Raw genomic sequence first — 15612 nt, forward strand, 5'->3', positions numbered from 1 at the left:
GGCAGTTAAAATGCATCAAGAAAATCATTTAAGTTAGAGGCGATAAGTATGCGTGTTGTAGCAGGTTCTGTTAAAGGAATTCCATTGAGAGCGGTTCCGGGCAATTCGACCAGACCGACGACAGATAAAGTAAAAGAATCTATTTTCAATATGATTGGTCCATTTTTTGACGGGGGATACGCGTTGGATTTATTTGCAGGAAGTGGTGGATTGGGAATTGAAGCCCTAAGCCGTGGTATTGATCACGTCATCTTTACGGATAAAGACAAGCGGGCTGTTGAAACAATTCACGCAAACTTGGAAAAAGTCCGTTTAGCCGACCGTGCTGAAGTTCACCGGGCAGATGCAGAACGTGCATTAAAAGCGATTAAGAAAAATGGTGTGCAGGCCAGGCTGTTGTTTCTCGATCCACCTTATCACATGAAAAAATCTTATGATTTGATGGACCAAGCGGGAGAATTAGGAATTGTGACAGAAGATGCGATTGTAGTTTGTGAACATGATCGTGGAGTAGAACTTCCAGATCGAACGACGTATTTTGAACGCTATAAAAAAGAACTTTATGGCAGTACGATGATTTCAATTTACCGCTATCAGGGGGAAGAAGGAGAGCAAGTTGACTAAAATTGCTGTAGTTCCAGGGAGTTTTGATCCGATTACCATGGGTCACTTGGACATCATTAAACGAGCATCTACTATTTTTGATGAAGTAAAAGTAGTAGTGATGAATAATTCTTCCAAAAATCCATTGTTTAATGTTGAAGAGCGAATGGAAATGATTGCGAAAGTTACAGAGTCTATGCCTAACGTCAAAGTGGATTCATTTTCAGGTCTTCTAATCGATTATTCAGTTGAAGTGCAGGCCAATGCCATTATCCGTGGTTTACGTGCTGTCAGTGATTTTGAATACGAAATGCAAATCACTTCGATGAACCGGTTTTTAAACGAAAATATTGAAACCCTATTCATGATATCGAATAACCAATACTCATTCCTTAGTTCAAGCATTGTAAAAGAAGTGGCGAAATATCAAGGCAATATTAACGGCCTAGTTCCTGACGTAGTTGAAAAAGCACTTCAGTTGAAATTCCAATAAGTCACGAATCTCGTGACTTTTTTTTGTAGATTTGACAAAGCGCAAGATGCTGGTTAAAGAAGGGAAGAATTTGATGAAAAATAAACGATTATTCATTTTTGTTATCGTCATAGCACTGGTGATTTTTCTTTCTTCCTATCAACTAGATGCTTATGTAACGAGACCAGGCGGGGCCTACGAGTTGTCACCGCTAGTCGAAGTTGCTGGAGGAGATGAAGACGATGAGGGCAGCCTCAGCTTAATGACGGTCTCAATGCTGACGGCTACACCGGCGCTTTACGTATGGGCGAAAGTTCGAGATGGTTATAAAGTTTTACAGCCTGAACAAGTAAGAAGCCCTCATGAGAGCGACGAAGAATACAATGTACGCCAGTTAAAACTAATGTCCGATTCACAAGTGAATGCGCTGCAAATTGCATTTGAGCAAGCAAAACTTCCTTACGAAATTAGCAATAATGGTGTCTTTGTCTTAAGTGTCTTGATGGGAGGGGCTGCAGACGGCGTCTTATCACCAGGTGATCGTGTACTTGAGGTGGATGGCAATAAATTTATCGAAATGCAGCAATTTATCGATTACTTAAGCGACAAGAGGGTTGGGGACAGCGTGGAAGTTCTCTACAAACGCAAAGACCGCGAAATTAGTACAGACATCCAGTTAGCTCCATTGCCTTCAGACACGAAACGAGTGGGTTTAGGCATTTCTTTTGTTGAAGATAAAAGCATTGAAACGACGCCTGAAGTAGAAATTGATTCCGATACAATAGGCGGACCGTCAGCGGGACTAATGTTTACGCTTGAAATCCTCAACCAATTGGTGGATGAAGACATTACGAAAGGCTTTAACATTGCTGGTACCGGTACAATGGAAAGTGATGGTTCAGTCGGTAGAATCGGTGGCATCGACCAAAAAATTATGGCAGCCGACTCTGCAGACATTGACATTTTCTTTGCGCCGAGTGAACCAGTTGAGGGTGGTGGTGACAGCAATTACCAAACGGCTGTTGAAACCGCTGAGAAAATTGGAACACCAATGAAGATTGTTCCAGTCGAAACAGTTGAAGATGCGTTAGCTTATTTAGAGGAGCTTCAGCCCCGGTAAATTGGGGGAGTCGTAAACTCTTTTTTTAGATGAACTGAGCCCATGCCTTGTAAATACATGGTGGTGGCGTGAATATCAAGTTTTCCCATTGGGTCGCCCAGATCAGCTGCGCGACTTATGAGGGGAAGCGTGATGTTCTTTTTTTTGTGGTTTAAATAGTGTTTTCCGCTGTTAGACATACCGAGAAGCCTAACATAAGTGGGAGAGTCAAAAGACCTTAGCATAGACCACGTGAAGCCTGTATAGATGTGCGTTAACATACGTTGAATCCGAGTTCGCGTAAAACGTTTTGATTTGACTAGTGAAATAAAGGATTCAAAGTTGTCGGCTGTTTTTGCCGACTGGTAAATTAGATTTTCAATACCTTCTGTTACTTCAGCGTAGTGTTTTATTTGTTCAGGGCCTGCACGCAAAATAGTAAACCGCAGCAAAGGGTAGAATTGCTCCCAGCTGCCAAAGCAGCTATATTCGTCTTGCGCTTTTTTTAATAAGGCAATTGAAGATTCTGGCATGTAAGTGGATAGTTCATCAACCGAATCTCCCTTAAAAAAAGCTTCACGAATTCCAGTAGCACTGGCAATCGGCAGACCTGTTTCTATTGAGTCGTGATAATTTGCACCAATCCGTTGAATGGTCAACGGTTTCATAGAGGAACCCAAATTTTGAGCAGCTTCTAAGTAATGAAACCCTAAAATATTATTCGGTTGCGTTAAATCCGCAAAATTCGGTTGCTTGCCTGTCAAAGTTAAGTAGGAATTGTTCAAGGCTTTTGGATAGCTAATGCCAGTTTGAATAGCGTCATGGATAAGTTGTTGATAGTTGTCAGACTGCTCAGTCAACAACTGCAAAGAATTCAAAAAAGGGTCAATCGTTCCTTGTTCGCTGCCAAAACAAAAAGAGTCACAGCCGATTGCATCAAGTAATGCAATTCCGCCTTTCGCGAAATCGGCAGCTTGTGCCGTAGCATAAACGTAAGGAAGTTCAATTACCAAATCGATACCCGCATCTAACGCCATTTGTGTCCGTTTCCATTTATCCGTAAATGCGGGTTCGCCGCGTTGCAAAAACTGGCCACTCATGACCGCAATGACGAGGTCGGCACCAGACGATATGCGTGCTTGTTCAGCATGGTGGCGATGTCCGTTGTGGAAAGGGTTGTATTCAACAATAATTCCTACAGCTTTCAATTTGTTCACCTCTTTGGTAGAATTAACTCCAGTATACCGATGTTTGAAATAGAGTGACAAGATTTTTTCTTGACATCTTTTTCTGTGCATTATATAATCAACTTTGTTGTCTTGAGGTGATTACTTATGAAAATAGCGATTCAACAGCTTCAAAAGCATCGCAAAGACGGACTGCCAATTGACCAAATGGTTCATTTGGATGCAGTGAAATTACGGAATAGCGATATTCGGGAAATTTCACCTGTACATGTTACAGGACATTGCACAATTGGTTCGCAACAATTAACGTGCCAACTCCATCTCGAAGGTATGCTTACGCTACCTTGTGCTAGAACTTGGGAGGATGTTGAGTTTCCGATAAACGTTGATACGGTTGAAGTCTTTGATTGGTCTGGAAAAGGTCAAGAAGACAAGCTTAGTGATGTTCACTTTGTAGAAACTGAAGTTATAAACCTTCAGCCACTACTAGAGGAACTTGTTTTGCTGGAGATTCCGATTCAAGTGTTTAAGGAAGACGCTGATCAGTCTGTTATAAAAGGCGGAAATGATTGGTCGTATTCAACAGACGAAGAGTACGAAGCAGAGAAAGAAGCGGCACCACCAAAACCGGATCCAAGACTTGCTGATTTAGCAAAGTATTTTGATCAGTCAGATGAATAGAATTAGTGTAAGGAGGTGTCACCAATGGCTGTACCAGCTAGAAGAACGTCCAAAACCGCTAAAAGAAAGCGCCGTACACATTTTAAATTGTCAGTGCCGGGCATGGTAATTTGCCCAAGCTGTGGCGAAAGTAAATTGGCTCACCACGTCTGCAAAGCATGTGGATCATACAAAGGGAAAGAAGTAGTAGCAAGCAAATAAAACAGTATTTGTTGCTGAAAGGTTATTGAGAGGCCATGGCTCTCGATAGCCTTTTTCTCTATACATAAATAAGTGCGAAACGCCTACATGAAAACGGGATGAAGAGAGGGATTTTTGTGTCTTATACGATCGACCTGACAGATGGCATCATGACGTTTACCATTGATCGGCCCCATATACGCAATGCAGTGAACAATGAAGTGACAGCAGGACTTGAAGAATTAGTCGTTAAAGCGCAACAAGCAAGTGTCCAGATGGTCGTTATTACAGCTTCTGGTAAACAGGCTTTTTGTTCAGGTGGTGATTTGTCGGTGTTTCATACTTTGCGAACTGAAGAGCAATCCTATCGCATGTTAAAGCGGATGAGTGATGTGCTGTATTCAATCAAAACGTTGCCTGTGCCGGTAGTTGCGGTCGTTAATGGCACTGCTGTTGGGGGTGGCTGTGAAATTGCCACAGCATGCGATTATAGGCTTGTGTGGAGTCATGCGAAATGTGGCTTCATACAAGGCACGCTCGCTATTACGAGTGGTTGGGGTGGCGGAACTTATCTATTGGAAACCTTGCAGCACGATCAAGCATTAAAAATGCTCAGTGAAGCAAACGTATACACGGCTAGTGAACTGAAAGAATGTGGCTGGGCATCGGTGATTGTTGATGACGAGCAAGATGTTGAGGTATTTTTTAGTCAGATGAAAAAAATTCATCCGGACGTGCACCGGGCTTATAAAGAAATAGCCATTCGCAAATGGCAAAAAACAGATTTAGCTGAACGGGTCGAACAAGAGGTTAGAAGATGTGCTGTGTTGTGGGAACGAGATGCACATCACGAAGCAGTCGACCGCTTTCTCAATAAAACAAAAAAATGAAATCCTTTTTGAGAGGGTTTCTTTTTTTATTCAACTACCAAATGAGTAAAGCGGTTTTAAACAAAATAAAAGAAATATTTCAACGAATAGTTGAAATCGCTTACAAAATTCGTATATGCTATAGAAGGGAGAAAACATAGGGGGTATTTCAAATATGAAGAAAATCCTAATCGCGAACCGGGCAGAAATCGCACGTCGAATTATTCGGACATGCAATCGCCTTGGAATCGAGACAGTCGCTATTCACTCTGAAGCAGATGGGGATCTGCCTTACGTCAGTGAAGCGACTGAAGCTGTACTGATCGGTCCAAATCCGGTCGTACAGTCTTATTTACAAATCGACAAAATTATTGAAGAAGCTAAAAAACGTGGAGTTGATGCTATCCATCCGGGATATGGTCTGCTGTCGGAAAATGCCGATTTTGCACGCAAAGTGGCGCGAGCCGGAATGATTTTTATCGGCCCTTCAAGCGATATCATCGAAAAAATGGGTGATAAGATCGAATCTCGTAGAACGATGATTCAAGCAGGAGTACCGGTTGTTCCAGGAACTGAAGAAGGCGTGACGACGCTTGAAGAAGCTTTGCAACAAGCGGTGGAGATTGGTTATCCATTAATGTTAAAAGCAAGTGCAGGTGGTGGTGGTATTGGTATGGTTCGCTGTGAAAATGAGCAAGCGCTCACTCAACAATTCGACTCGGTAAAAAATCGCGCCAAAGCTTATTTTGGAGATGACGTTGTGTATCTGGAGAAGTTTATCGCGGATGCGCGTCACATCGAAGTACAAATTTTTGGGGATCATCACGGCAATCTCGTTCATTTATATGAACGAAATTGTTCAGTTCAGCGCCGCAACCAGAAAGTGATTGAAGAATCGCCTTCGCCCAATTTGCCGCAGGATGTTCGTGAACGGCTTTGCGCCGCTGCATTACAAGCAGGAAAAGCCGTGAATTATACGAATGCTGGAACCGTCGAATTTATCGTCGATTCTAATAATGAATTTTATTTTCTTGAAATGAACACGCGTCTTCAAGTAGAACATCCGGTTACTGAAGAAGTTACGGGGCTAGATTTAGTTGAGTGGCAACTGACTGTAGCTGACGGGGGCAAACTACCTTCTCAAGACAAGATCCAAACGAAGGGACACGCTATTGAGTACCGGGTTTACGCAGAAGATCCTAAAACTTTTTTCCCGTCTCCTGGAAAGCTTGAAAAACTCCAGTGGGGGGAAGGCGCACGAATTGAGACTGGCTATGAAGAAGGCAATCAAGTAACTCCTTTTTACGACCCGATGATTTCGAAAATCATCATTCACGGTAGTGATCGTGCAGATGCATTATCAAAATCACAAACTTTTTTTAATCGTGTTACAATTAATGGCGTAAAAACCAATATTCCTTTATTTAAGGAATTTATTGGATCAGAACAATTTGTCTCAGGCAATTATGCAACGGCAGTATTACCGGAATGGATGGAAAAAACAAAGGAGGAACACACATTATGAAAGAACTAAAAGCGTCAATGGCAGGAACGGTATTAAACATATTAGCAGCTGAAGGACAGGCAGTAACAGCAGGGCAGGCGGTTTTAACAATCGAATCGATGAAAATGGAAATTCCAGTAGAAGCTGAAGTTGGCGGCAAAGTGGAGAAAATTCATGTGGAAGTCGGCAGCTTTGTTAATGAGGGCGACGTACTGATGACTGTCGGAGAATAATCGGTTAAGCAAAGGGGACAACGAAATGACAAAAACGACTGAAACAACAGGATATAACGAACGTCTAGAACAAAAACTTTCAAAGATTTTTGCTGGGGGGCAGCAAAAATATCACGACAAAATGAAAGAAAGCAATAAACTCTTTGTCCGTGATCGGTTGAAATTATTATTTGATGATGAAAACTACGCGGAAGATGGGCGTTTTGCTAATGTAGAGGCGGCTGACTTGCCAGCTGATGGCGTTGTCACAGCTATCGGTAAAGTAAACGGCGAAACAGTTTGTGTGATGGCGAATGATTCTACTGTTAAGGCAGGTTCTTGGGGTTCACGTACTGTTGAAAAAATTATTCGCATTCAAGAAACAGCAGAAAAAATGCAAGTACCGATGCTGTACTTAGTGGATTCTGCGGGTGCGCGTATTACAGATCAACTGGACATGTTCCCAAATCGCCGCGGTGCAGGTAAAATATTCCACAACCAAGTAAGAATGTCCGGCATGGTTCCACAAATATGTCTACTATTTGGTCCATCTGCTGCGGGTGGTGCCTATATTCCAGCTTTCTGTGACATCGTCATTATGGTTGAAGGCAACGCCTCTATGTACTTAGGATCACCGCGCATGGCGGAAAAAGTTATCGGTGAAAAAGTGTCGCTTGAAGAAATGGGTGGCGCCCGTATGCACTGTACGGTTAGTGGTGTGGGCGATGTTTTAGTGACAACTGAAGAAGAAGCCATTTCAGAAGCACGCCGCTACTTGACGAACTTCCCATCAAACTTTGCCATCAAGCCTGAAAAAATTGCGGCTAAAGCAGCGAAAGCAGGGCGATCGCTAGAAGCAATCATCCCAGAAAACCAAAATGCGCCGTTTGATATGTATGAACTGATTGATCAAGTAGTCGATGAAGGTAGCTTTTTTGATATTAAAAAATTATTTGCCGGTGAATTGATTACTGGTATCGCGCGTATTGACGGACAAGTTGTCGGTATTCTGGCCAACCAGCCAAAAGTAAAAGGTGGCGTATTATTCGGTGATTCTGCTGATAAAGGCGCTAAATTTATCAATCTTTGCGACGCGTTCTCGATTCCATTACTGTTCCTCGCTGATGTTCCTGGCTTTATGATTGGAACGAAAGTAGAACGTGCCGGTATTATTCGCCACGGCGCGAAGTTTATCGCTGCGATGAGTTCTGCAACTGTACCGAAAATTTCAGTTATTGTGCGAAAAGCATACGGAGCTGGTCTTTACGCGATGGCAGGTCCTGCATTCGAGCCGGACGTTTGTATCGCATTGCCAACAGCGCAAATTGCAGTAATGGGTCCGGAAGCGGCTGTAAACGCTGTTTATTCAAATAAAATTGAAGCCATTGAAGATCCAAAAGAACGACTTAAGTACGTTCAAGAAAAACACCAAGAATACAAAGAAGAAATCGATATTTATCGCTTGGCATCTGAAATGATTATCGACGAAATTGTGGCACCTTATCAATTGCGTTCAGTCCTTTCACAGCGTCTATCTTTTTACGAAACAAAAGATTTGCCGTTGCCATATCGAAAACATCCGATTTATCCTGTATAATAAAAACTATTATTGGAAGTCTGCCTAATATGGGCAGGCTTCTTTTTTAAGAAAATTTTTGGCACTGTAAGGAGTGATTTTATGAAATTTGCAATTATTGGAGCTGGAGTCACCGGATTGTTGACGGCTTATCTATTAAAAAAAGCCGGTCATGAAGTGCAAGTGATTTCGCAACAGCAAGAACAAGTGGCGTTGATTAATGAGAACGGAATTATACATGGTGAAAATCGTCAGCAACTGACCGCTTATACGGATCTCGAGCACATTGATTCGGATGCTTTTGTTGTGTTGACAAGCACTTACGAAGAGCTGTCACCGATAGTAAGATTGTTGAAAATTCGGTGTGCAAGCAATAAAATTATTTTTCTGCAACAAGGAATGCTGTTTTTAGAAAAAGCGAAAACTTTATCACATCGCCATATTGCAGCAGCAATTCTGGAAACGGATTGTGTCAAATTGAGTGACACTGAAATTCACTTTGACAAAACTCCACAAGTGACATTCGGATTAGTCAAAGGTCACGTGGAGGAATTCCAAAGTCTTCTAAAGGCGGCGAGTTGGAAAGCTATTTGGGTAGAAAGTGTGGAAGCGCAGCTATTTGAAAATGTGTTGCTTGCCAGTTTAATCGATCCACTAACAGCTATGATGAAAATTCAAAACGGTGAGCTGGTTACTAATCCCCATGCTTATGAGTTGTTTAGAAATCTATATAACGAACTTTATCTCGCATTTCCAGAAATTGAATCGTTACAACCTATTGAACTTGTAGCAGCGTCGTGTGCGGCAGAGCCTAATGCTATATCACGAATGCTGGCAGACCGTCTAGCGGGTGATCCAATGGAGGTTGAGGGATTGATGTTGTATGTGTTAAATCGGACGAAGTTGGAATTGCCACTCTTTAAATCTTTATATCATCTTTTGAAAACAGTTGAGGTAGCAAAATGACGATAATATCTACAATTGGAACTGTTTTTCTTTATATTCCTTTTCTCCTTTTCGCTGTTATTTATTTTCTTTCACTGAAAAGAAGAAAAAGAAAAGCGTTAGGCTTAGCATCGGATATAACAACATTTGTCTTGTTTTTTTCCGTGCCGGCTTGTGTAGAAATTTTATGGGGATATTCTATCTCTGCGTATATTTATTTTGTGGCGCTAGTATTGGCCATTATTCTTTTAATCATTGAATGGAGAACTGCTAAGGAAATTGAAATCATTCCGTTTTTTCGAAAGCTATGGAGAACGTACTTTTTGCTGCTAGCTTCTCTTTACGCGGTCGTATGGCTGATTGGCCTAGTGACAGTTATTGTTAAATCAATTTAGCAAGCGTATTTTTTTTCTTTAAGTGATGCGTTTGCTATAGTAGATTTGAATGTAAAGGGAAAAGGGGACTTTTTTTTATGAAGGTAGAGGAACAATACGTAGAGCCAACGAGTAAACTAATGAGTGATTATATAAATGGGCAATCGTCAATCCGCCATTATTTTTCATACGATCCGCAAATGGCATCATTTCCTGAAAGATTGAAAAAACTGCAAAACCATTCTGTTGATCGCCAGAAACTAGCAGGCATTATGCGAGCTTATATGGGACGCAGTGAAATGTCTAAAGCAGCAGAACACAACGTAGAGTATTTTGAAGCCGGTGCACCAGTAGTGGTCACAGGACAACAAGCAGGTATTTTAACAGGACCTTTATATACGATACATAAAGCGATATCGGTCATCATGTTAGCAAAGCAAGCTTCACACCAATTAGAGACACCTGTAGTGCCGTTATTTTGGATTGCTGGTGAAGATCATGATTTGGCTGAAATTAGTCATCTGTACCGGGAAGTCAGTGGGCGAGTGGACAAATTGAATATCCCACACGCTGAATATGGCAAAAGCTCAGCGTCTGCTGCAAAGCTTAATAAATCTAAAACTGCTTCTTTTTTAGAAGAATATTTTCGCAGCATGCCCGAAACTGAGCATTCTAAAGAAATTCATGATTTGGCTTTTGGGTTATTGGAGCAGTCTATTTCCTTTACCGACTTTTTTGCGTCGCTTCTTCGCTATTTCTTCCAAGAAGAAGGATTGCTTTATATTGATGCTGCAAATGAAGAACTACGCAAATACGAATCTCCTTACTTTATAAAAATGATTGAACAGGCAGCTGAAATTACGGAATCGGTTACAGCAGCAGAACAATCATTGGTACAAGACGGTTACAGTGCAGTAATTGGAACAGAAAAAACGGCAGCCAATCTGTTTATTACGGTAAAAGGAGAGCGTCTATTACTAGAACGTCAAAATCAAGAGTTTGTCGCAAATAATGGCGCCATCCGCTATACTCAACAGCAGCTTTTGGAAATTGCTCAACACAATCCAGAACTTTTAAGCAATAACGTCGTAACGCGCCCGTTGATGCAGGAAATGGTCTTTCCGGTTTTGGCTTTTGTCGGAGGACCTGGTGAAATCGCTTATTGGGCGGCCTTAAAAGACGCTTTTGCATTGTTTAGTATGGAACTACCAGTCATTATGCCGCGCTTGAGTTTAACCTTGATAAATCGTCAAACACAGCGTTTGCTGGAGAAATACGAATTGGACTTTGATGCTGTCGTCAGCGATCGTCAAATTACTGTGATGAGAAATAATTTGATGGGATCGATTCGTGAGCAAAAAGCAGAAGCGTTAATTGACGAACTTCAACAACAGATTGACGAAATGTACAATAAAATCAATCAACAGTTTTCTTCAATCAGTAAAGGATTGACCCCAATCGTTGAAAAGAATTTACAGTTGCACAGTAAACAAATAAATTTCTTGAAGCATAAACTGCAAGATGAAGTGATACTTCAAAACAGTATTGAATTTGGTCATTACACCGCTATTGAAAACGAACTATTACCTAACGATGGATTTCAAGAACGCGTGTACAGTCCATTTGTTTACATGAATCAGTATGGAACTGGGCTTGTGAAAGATCTTTTAGCACTTCCGCTCTGTTATGACAAAAATCATAAGATTATTTATATTTGACTGAAAAAGCCTGCATATGTAGGCTTTTTTTATGTCAAAATAACTTGTTGAGATATTTTCCTGTAACAAACTTGAAATATTTCAAAAACAAGTGGTGACAAGTGGGGGATTGTGGTACATTTATTACAATAAGTGGGGTGAAGGGTATGTTCATGGGCGAATATCAACATAGCGTTGATGCAAAGGGACGGCTAATTGTGCCAGCCAAGTTTCGTGAACAGTTAGGTGACAGTTTTGTCATCACCCGCGGCCTGGATCAATGCTTATTTGGCTACACGATGGACGAATGGCAGAAAATTGAAGAAAAGCTTAAAGAGTTGCCAGTCACTAAAAAAGACGCTCGTGCTTTTACACGGTTCTTTTTCTCAGGCGCTACAGAAGTGGAACTTGATAAGCAAGGACGCGTCAATATACCGACAACCTTAATTTCTCATGCTAAACTTGAAAAAGAATGCATTATCTTAGGTGTCTCCAATCGTTTTGAAATATGGGCAAAAGATTCATGGGAAAGCTATTTTGCAGAATCCGAAGATTCCTTTAATGAAATCGCGGAAAATTTAACTGATTTTGACTTTTAAAAAGTGAACGGGGGGAATGGATTGTTCAATCACACCACGGTTTTACTGCATGAAACTGTCGATGGTCTGAACGTTCGTCCTGATGGCATATATGTGGATTGTACGCTGGGCGGAGCAGGACACAGCGAATATTTGGTTCAGCAATTATCTGACCAAGGTCATTTATATTGTTTCGATCAAGACGCAACGGCAATAGCTCATGCAAAAGAAAAACTACAAGATTATTTACATAGAATCACCTTTATCCATGCCAACTTTAAGTTTTTAAAAGAAGAATTGGAAATGCGTGGAGTGGAAAAAGTCGATGGCATACTTTATGACTTAGGCGTCTCTTCTCCACAATTGGATACACCAGAGCGAGGCTTTAGTTACCATAATGATGCGCCTCTGGATATGCGAATGGATCAAAGTGCTGAACTTAGCGCTTATCATGTAGTAAATGAATGGTCTTTCGAAGATTTAGTAAGAATTTTCCATCGCTATGGTGAAGAAAAATTTTCTAAACAAATCGTACGCAAAATCGAAGCTGCAAGAGAAAAGCAACCCATTGAAACAACTGGCCAATTGGTCGAATGCATCAAAGAAGGCATTCCTGCTTTTGCTCGTCGCAAGGGCGGTCATCCTGCAAAACGTGTATTTCAAGCCATTCGTATCGCAGTGAACGATGAACTTGGCGCTGCTGAAACTTCTCTGCAGGACGCAGTCAATGTTCTTTCAATCGGTGGAAGAATTAGTGTTATCACTTTTCATTCACTTGAAGATCGACTGTGTAAAGCCATATTTAAAGAAGCATCTTCACTTCCTGAATTGCCGCCGAATTTACCGGTAATTCCAGAAGGAATGGAGCCAATCCTAAAACTTATTACTAGAAAACCTATACTGCCTTCAGAAGAAGAGCTAGCACATAATAATCGATCAAGGTCCGCTAAATTACGGATTGCAGAAAAAATAAACGAGTAAGGGCGTGTTCAGATGGCACTGAATGCAAGAACTGAAATTTATATCCAACAGCCGGCCACTCCTCAAAATCCGAGTCAGCAACCGGCAAGAAAAAAAAGCTTAATTACTAAAGGTGAAAAAATTTTATATTCGACTTTTATAACAGTTTGTATTATGTGTGCATTGCTGGTTTTGCAGAATCAGTCAACGATTCAAGCGTCAACTCAAGAAATTCAAACAATTGAACAATCAGTCAATGAAAAAACGAAGCAAAACACAGATTTGTCGGTACAGGTGAGCGAATTATCTTCCTATGAGCGCATTTGGTCAAAAGCAAAAGAACTTGGCCTTAAGTTAAATGAGCAAAATGTAAAGGTAGTGCCTGGACAATGAAAAAAAAGTTTCGATTTCAAGGAGGAGCCTTTCTGCTGTTTTTGTTATTCGCAGGGCTCTTTTTCCTTTTACTGGCAAGAATTGTCACAATACAAGCCACGGGTAAAGTGGAAGGGCAAGAACTCGCTGCTAAAGCTGCAGCGAAATACAGCCAAGAAGAAGTGTTAACTGCTGAACGTGGACGTATCATCGACCGCAATGGAGAAATTATTGCTGAAGACACATTGACATATAAACTGGTTGCAGTACTCGACGAATCGGTTACTCAAAAAGCGAGCGACCCGCAGCATGTAGTGGATGCCGAAGAAACTGCTGAGAAATTGGCGGGGTATTTGGATGCTTCGGAAGAAAGCATTTTAGAAACTTTGAAAACAGGGATTGAAAAAGACCGTTATCAAGTGGAATTCGGTTCTGCTGGTCGTGAAATCAGTCATACACAGATGCTAGAAATGAAAGAAGCAGACATTCCAGGTCTTTTATTTGTTCGAGATTTAAAACGACTATATCCTAACGGTGTCTTTGCTTCGCATTTGATCGGCTATGCCATGAAAGAAGAGTTAGAAGATGGTGAAACAAAAACAACCGGTAGAATCGGACTAGAATCGATACACAACGAAGTATTAACCGGTAAAAACGGGAAAATGGAATTCGATACCGATAAATGGGGATTCCTCTTGCCGAATAATGAATCTGTTATTACTCCAGCAGTTAATGGCGCAGATGTCCAACTGACATTAGATAAAACCTTGCAGAATTTTTTAGAAGACGCAATGACCAGTGTGCAAGAGGAATACGATCCGACACGTATGATCGCTGTAATCGCTGATCCAAAAACAGGTGAAATTTTAGCAATGTCTCAGCGTCCGACATTTAATCCCAATACGCGAGAAGGTTTATCTGATAACTGGCTGAACGAAAGCATCGAATTGACCATTGAACCTGGCTCTCCAATGAAGATGTTTACACTTGCTGCTGCAATCGAAGAAGGCAAATGGGACCCTGACGCAACTTATAAATCAGGGACTTACACCTTACTGGACAGTACGATTGGTGACCATAACAGTGGAGAAGGATGGGGAACTATCTCGTTTCTAGAAGGTTTCCAACGCTCCTCTAACGTATCAATGGCATATTTACTGGAACGACTCGGAGCAGACACCTTTATGACTTACGTGGATGCTTTTGGTTTTGGTGAAAAAACAGGCATTGACTTACCGAAAGAGGCAACTGGGAAAATATTGGATCAATATCCGATCAATAAATTGACGACCGCATACGGACAAGGGTCTACAGTGACTCCGATTCAGATGATTCAAGCAGCATCGGCAATTGCAAATGACGGCGTTATGATGAAACCATATGTTATTGATCAGATTAAAAATGCCGACACAGGAAAAGTCACTGTTAAAAGTGAACCGCAAGAAGCCGGACAACCCATTTCAGCTGAAACAGCTGATCAAGTTAGAGAAGTTTTAGCTTCAACTGTCACTTCTGAAGTAGGATCAGCACGAGGATTTGCATTGCAAGATTACACAATAGCAGGCAAAACAGGGACTGCCCAAGTTCCAAAAGAAGGTGGTGGCTATTTAAAAGGACGAAACAATTATTTGTTTTCTTTCCTTGGTATGGCACCTGCTGAAGATCCTGAATTGCTGATCTATATTGGTGTTCAACAACCGAACGTACCGGCCGATGAATATGGTTCTGTACCGGTCGCCAAGATTTTTACATCTGTCATGGAAAATAGCTTAAAGTATTTAAATATTGAGCCAGAAAATATGGCGAAAGCGACCACGATGCCTGTTGAAGAATATACAGGCAAGTCCGTAACCGAAGCCACGGAAGAATTGAAAGAATTAGGACTAGAAGTTATTGTTACCGGAAATACTGGAGAAGTTATCTCTCAGTACCCAAAAGTTGGGAGTACAGTGTTAAAAGGTGGACGGGTGATTTTAAAAACTTCTGGGGAAACGGCTTTGCCTAATTTCAGTGGATGGTCTAAACGCGAGCTACTCGCATATCAATCCTTAAGCGGATTGTCGCTAGAAATTGCTGGGCAAGGATATGGTTTAACGCAAAGTGTTGAAGAAGGCCAACTGGTGAAGGAAAATGAGCCAGTAGTCATCGAACTTCATCCACCTGAAATATACTATCCTGCTCGCGCAGAAGCCGAAGCAAAAGAAGAACTACAAGAAACGGTTAACCCTGAAGTTGAAGAACTAGAAGTAGATTCAACTTCAGAAACACAAACAGACGAAACAACCGAGTAATCTCGTGTTAAA

Annotated in this window: 17 protein-coding genes; 16 read left to right on the forward strand and 1 reads right to left on the reverse strand. The window is 41.3% G+C overall.

Annotation, left to right across the window (positions count from 1 at the left end; translation table 11 throughout):
- Positions 1-48: 48 nt before the first annotated feature.
- The 3 genes from rsmD (at position 49) to AUO94_RS14270 (ending at position 2195) form a co-directional block, all read left to right on the forward strand.
- Positions 49-624 (forward strand): 16S rRNA (guanine(966)-N(2))-methyltransferase RsmD, encoded by a 576-nt coding sequence (rsmD, locus tag AUO94_RS14260; RefSeq protein WP_058384853.1) that lies wholly within the window; start codon positions 49-51, stop codon positions 622-624.
- Positions 617-1096: a pantetheine-phosphate adenylyltransferase gene (gene coaD, locus AUO94_RS14265; RefSeq protein ID WP_058384854.1), complete on the forward strand. Its 480-nt coding sequence runs from the start codon at positions 617-619 to the stop codon at positions 1094-1096. Before rsmD ends, coaD begins: the two co-directional genes overlap by 8 nt.
- A gap of 73 nt (positions 1097-1169) precedes the next feature.
- Positions 1170-2195, forward strand: coding sequence for a SepM family pheromone-processing serine protease (locus tag AUO94_RS14270; RefSeq protein ID WP_058384855.1), 1026 nt, complete (start codon positions 1170-1172; stop codon positions 2193-2195).
- Here the strand turns inward: AUO94_RS14270 and AUO94_RS14275 are convergent.
- Positions 2183-3382, reverse strand: coding sequence for a nucleotidyltransferase (locus tag AUO94_RS14275; protein ID WP_058384856.1), 1200 nt, complete (start codon positions 3380-3382; stop codon positions 2183-2185). The two genes, AUO94_RS14270 and AUO94_RS14275, sit on opposite strands and share 13 nt — an antisense overlap.
- Positions 3383-3508: 126 nt before the next feature.
- On the opposite strand from AUO94_RS14275, the gene AUO94_RS14280 reads away from it, so the two are divergent.
- The 13 genes from AUO94_RS14280 (at position 3509) to AUO94_RS14340 (ending at position 15600) form a co-directional block, all read left to right on the forward strand.
- Positions 3509-4042, forward strand: a complete 534-nt coding sequence (locus AUO94_RS14280) for a YceD family protein (RefSeq protein WP_058384857.1) — start codon at positions 3509-3511, stop codon at positions 4040-4042.
- Positions 4043-4066: 24 nt separating this feature from the next.
- Positions 4067-4243, forward strand: a complete 177-nt coding sequence (rpmF, locus tag AUO94_RS14285) for a 50S ribosomal protein L32 (RefSeq protein WP_006828847.1) — start codon at positions 4067-4069, stop codon at positions 4241-4243.
- A 116-nt stretch (positions 4244-4359) separates the two neighbouring features.
- The gene (locus AUO94_RS14290; protein ID WP_082707554.1) at positions 4360-5112 is read left to right on the forward strand and encodes an enoyl-CoA hydratase/isomerase family protein; all 753 of its coding nucleotides are present in this window, start codon (positions 4360-4362) and stop codon (positions 5110-5112) included.
- Positions 5113-5266: 154 nt separating this feature from the next.
- Positions 5267-6616 carry an acetyl-CoA carboxylase biotin carboxylase subunit gene (locus tag AUO94_RS14295; RefSeq protein WP_058384859.1) on the forward strand — a complete coding sequence of 450 codons (1350 nt, stop codon included), beginning with the start codon at positions 5267-5269 and terminating at the stop codon, positions 6614-6616.
- The gene (locus tag AUO94_RS14300) at positions 6613-6828 is read left to right on the forward strand and encodes a biotin/lipoyl-containing protein (protein WP_058384860.1); all 216 of its coding nucleotides are present in this window, start codon (positions 6613-6615) and stop codon (positions 6826-6828) included. The genes AUO94_RS14295 and AUO94_RS14300 overlap by 4 nt, the downstream gene beginning before the upstream one ends.
- A gap of 25 nt (positions 6829-6853) precedes the next feature.
- The gene (locus tag AUO94_RS14305) at positions 6854-8404 is read left to right on the forward strand and encodes an acyl-CoA carboxylase subunit beta (protein ID WP_058384861.1); all 1551 of its coding nucleotides are present in this window, start codon (positions 6854-6856) and stop codon (positions 8402-8404) included.
- A gap of 81 nt (positions 8405-8485) precedes the next feature.
- On the forward strand, positions 8486-9349 hold the full coding sequence (locus AUO94_RS14310) for a ketopantoate reductase family protein (RefSeq protein WP_058384862.1): 864 nt from the start codon (positions 8486-8488) through the stop codon (positions 9347-9349).
- A complete protein-coding gene (locus AUO94_RS14315; protein WP_058384863.1) occupies positions 9346-9723 on the forward strand; it encodes a DUF3397 family protein in 378 nt (125 codons plus the stop codon). The genes AUO94_RS14310 and AUO94_RS14315 overlap by 4 nt, the downstream gene beginning before the upstream one ends.
- 77 nt (positions 9724-9800) lie before the next feature.
- Positions 9801-11420: a bacillithiol biosynthesis cysteine-adding enzyme BshC gene (gene bshC / locus AUO94_RS14320; protein WP_058384864.1), complete on the forward strand. Its 1620-nt coding sequence runs from the start codon at positions 9801-9803 to the stop codon at positions 11418-11420.
- Positions 11421-11566: 146 nt separating this feature from the next.
- Positions 11567-11998, forward strand: a complete 432-nt coding sequence (mraZ, locus tag AUO94_RS14325) for a division/cell wall cluster transcriptional repressor MraZ (RefSeq protein WP_058384865.1) — start codon at positions 11567-11569, stop codon at positions 11996-11998.
- Positions 11999-12019: 21 nt separating this feature from the next.
- On the forward strand, positions 12020-12958 hold the full coding sequence (rsmH, locus tag AUO94_RS14330) for a 16S rRNA (cytosine(1402)-N(4))-methyltransferase RsmH (RefSeq protein WP_058384866.1): 939 nt from the start codon (positions 12020-12022) through the stop codon (positions 12956-12958).
- A gap of 12 nt (positions 12959-12970) precedes the next feature.
- Positions 12971-13330: a cell division protein FtsL gene (gene ftsL / locus AUO94_RS14335; protein ID WP_058384867.1), complete on the forward strand. Its 360-nt coding sequence runs from the start codon at positions 12971-12973 to the stop codon at positions 13328-13330.
- A complete protein-coding gene (locus AUO94_RS14340) occupies positions 13327-15600 on the forward strand; it encodes a penicillin-binding transpeptidase domain-containing protein (protein ID WP_058384868.1) in 2274 nt (757 codons plus the stop codon). Before ftsL ends, AUO94_RS14340 begins: the two co-directional genes overlap by 4 nt.
- The last annotated feature ends 12 nt before the right edge of the window (positions 15601-15612 follow it).

Origin of the sequence: Planococcus kocurii, from assembly GCF_001465835.2 — a bacterium.
Classification (GTDB): Bacteria; Bacillota; Bacilli; order Bacillales_A; family Planococcaceae; genus Planococcus; species Planococcus kocurii.

Coding starts and splice junctions, on each gene's coding strand:
- AUO94_RS14270 (WP_058384855.1), top strand. CDS start 1,170: ATGAAAAATAAACGATTATTCATTTTTGTTATCGTCATAGCACTGGTG.
- bshC (WP_058384864.1), top strand. CDS start 9,801: ATGAAGGTAGAGGAACAATACGTAGAGCCAACGAGTAAACTAATGAGT.
- AUO94_RS14315 (WP_058384863.1), top strand. CDS start 9,346: ATGACGATAATATCTACAATTGGAACTGTTTTTCTTTATATTCCTTTT.
- AUO94_RS14305 (WP_058384861.1), top strand. CDS start 6,854: ATGACAAAAACGACTGAAACAACAGGATATAACGAACGTCTAGAACAA.
- rsmD (WP_058384853.1), top strand. CDS start 49: ATGCGTGTTGTAGCAGGTTCTGTTAAAGGAATTCCATTGAGAGCGGTT.
- AUO94_RS14340 (WP_058384868.1), top strand. CDS start 13,327: ATGAAAAAAAAGTTTCGATTTCAAGGAGGAGCCTTTCTGCTGTTTTTG.
- rpmF (WP_006828847.1), top strand. CDS start 4,067: ATGGCTGTACCAGCTAGAAGAACGTCCAAAACCGCTAAAAGAAAGCGC.
- AUO94_RS14295 (WP_058384859.1), top strand. CDS start 5,267: ATGAAGAAAATCCTAATCGCGAACCGGGCAGAAATCGCACGTCGAATT.
- AUO94_RS14280 (WP_058384857.1), top strand. CDS start 3,509: ATGAAAATAGCGATTCAACAGCTTCAAAAGCATCGCAAAGACGGACTG.
- AUO94_RS14300 (WP_058384860.1), top strand. CDS start 6,613: ATGAAAGAACTAAAAGCGTCAATGGCAGGAACGGTATTAAACATATTA.
- mraZ (WP_058384865.1), top strand. CDS start 11,567: ATGTTCATGGGCGAATATCAACATAGCGTTGATGCAAAGGGACGGCTA.
- AUO94_RS14310 (WP_058384862.1), top strand. CDS start 8,486: ATGAAATTTGCAATTATTGGAGCTGGAGTCACCGGATTGTTGACGGCT.
- ftsL (WP_058384867.1), top strand. CDS start 12,971: ATGGCACTGAATGCAAGAACTGAAATTTATATCCAACAGCCGGCCACT.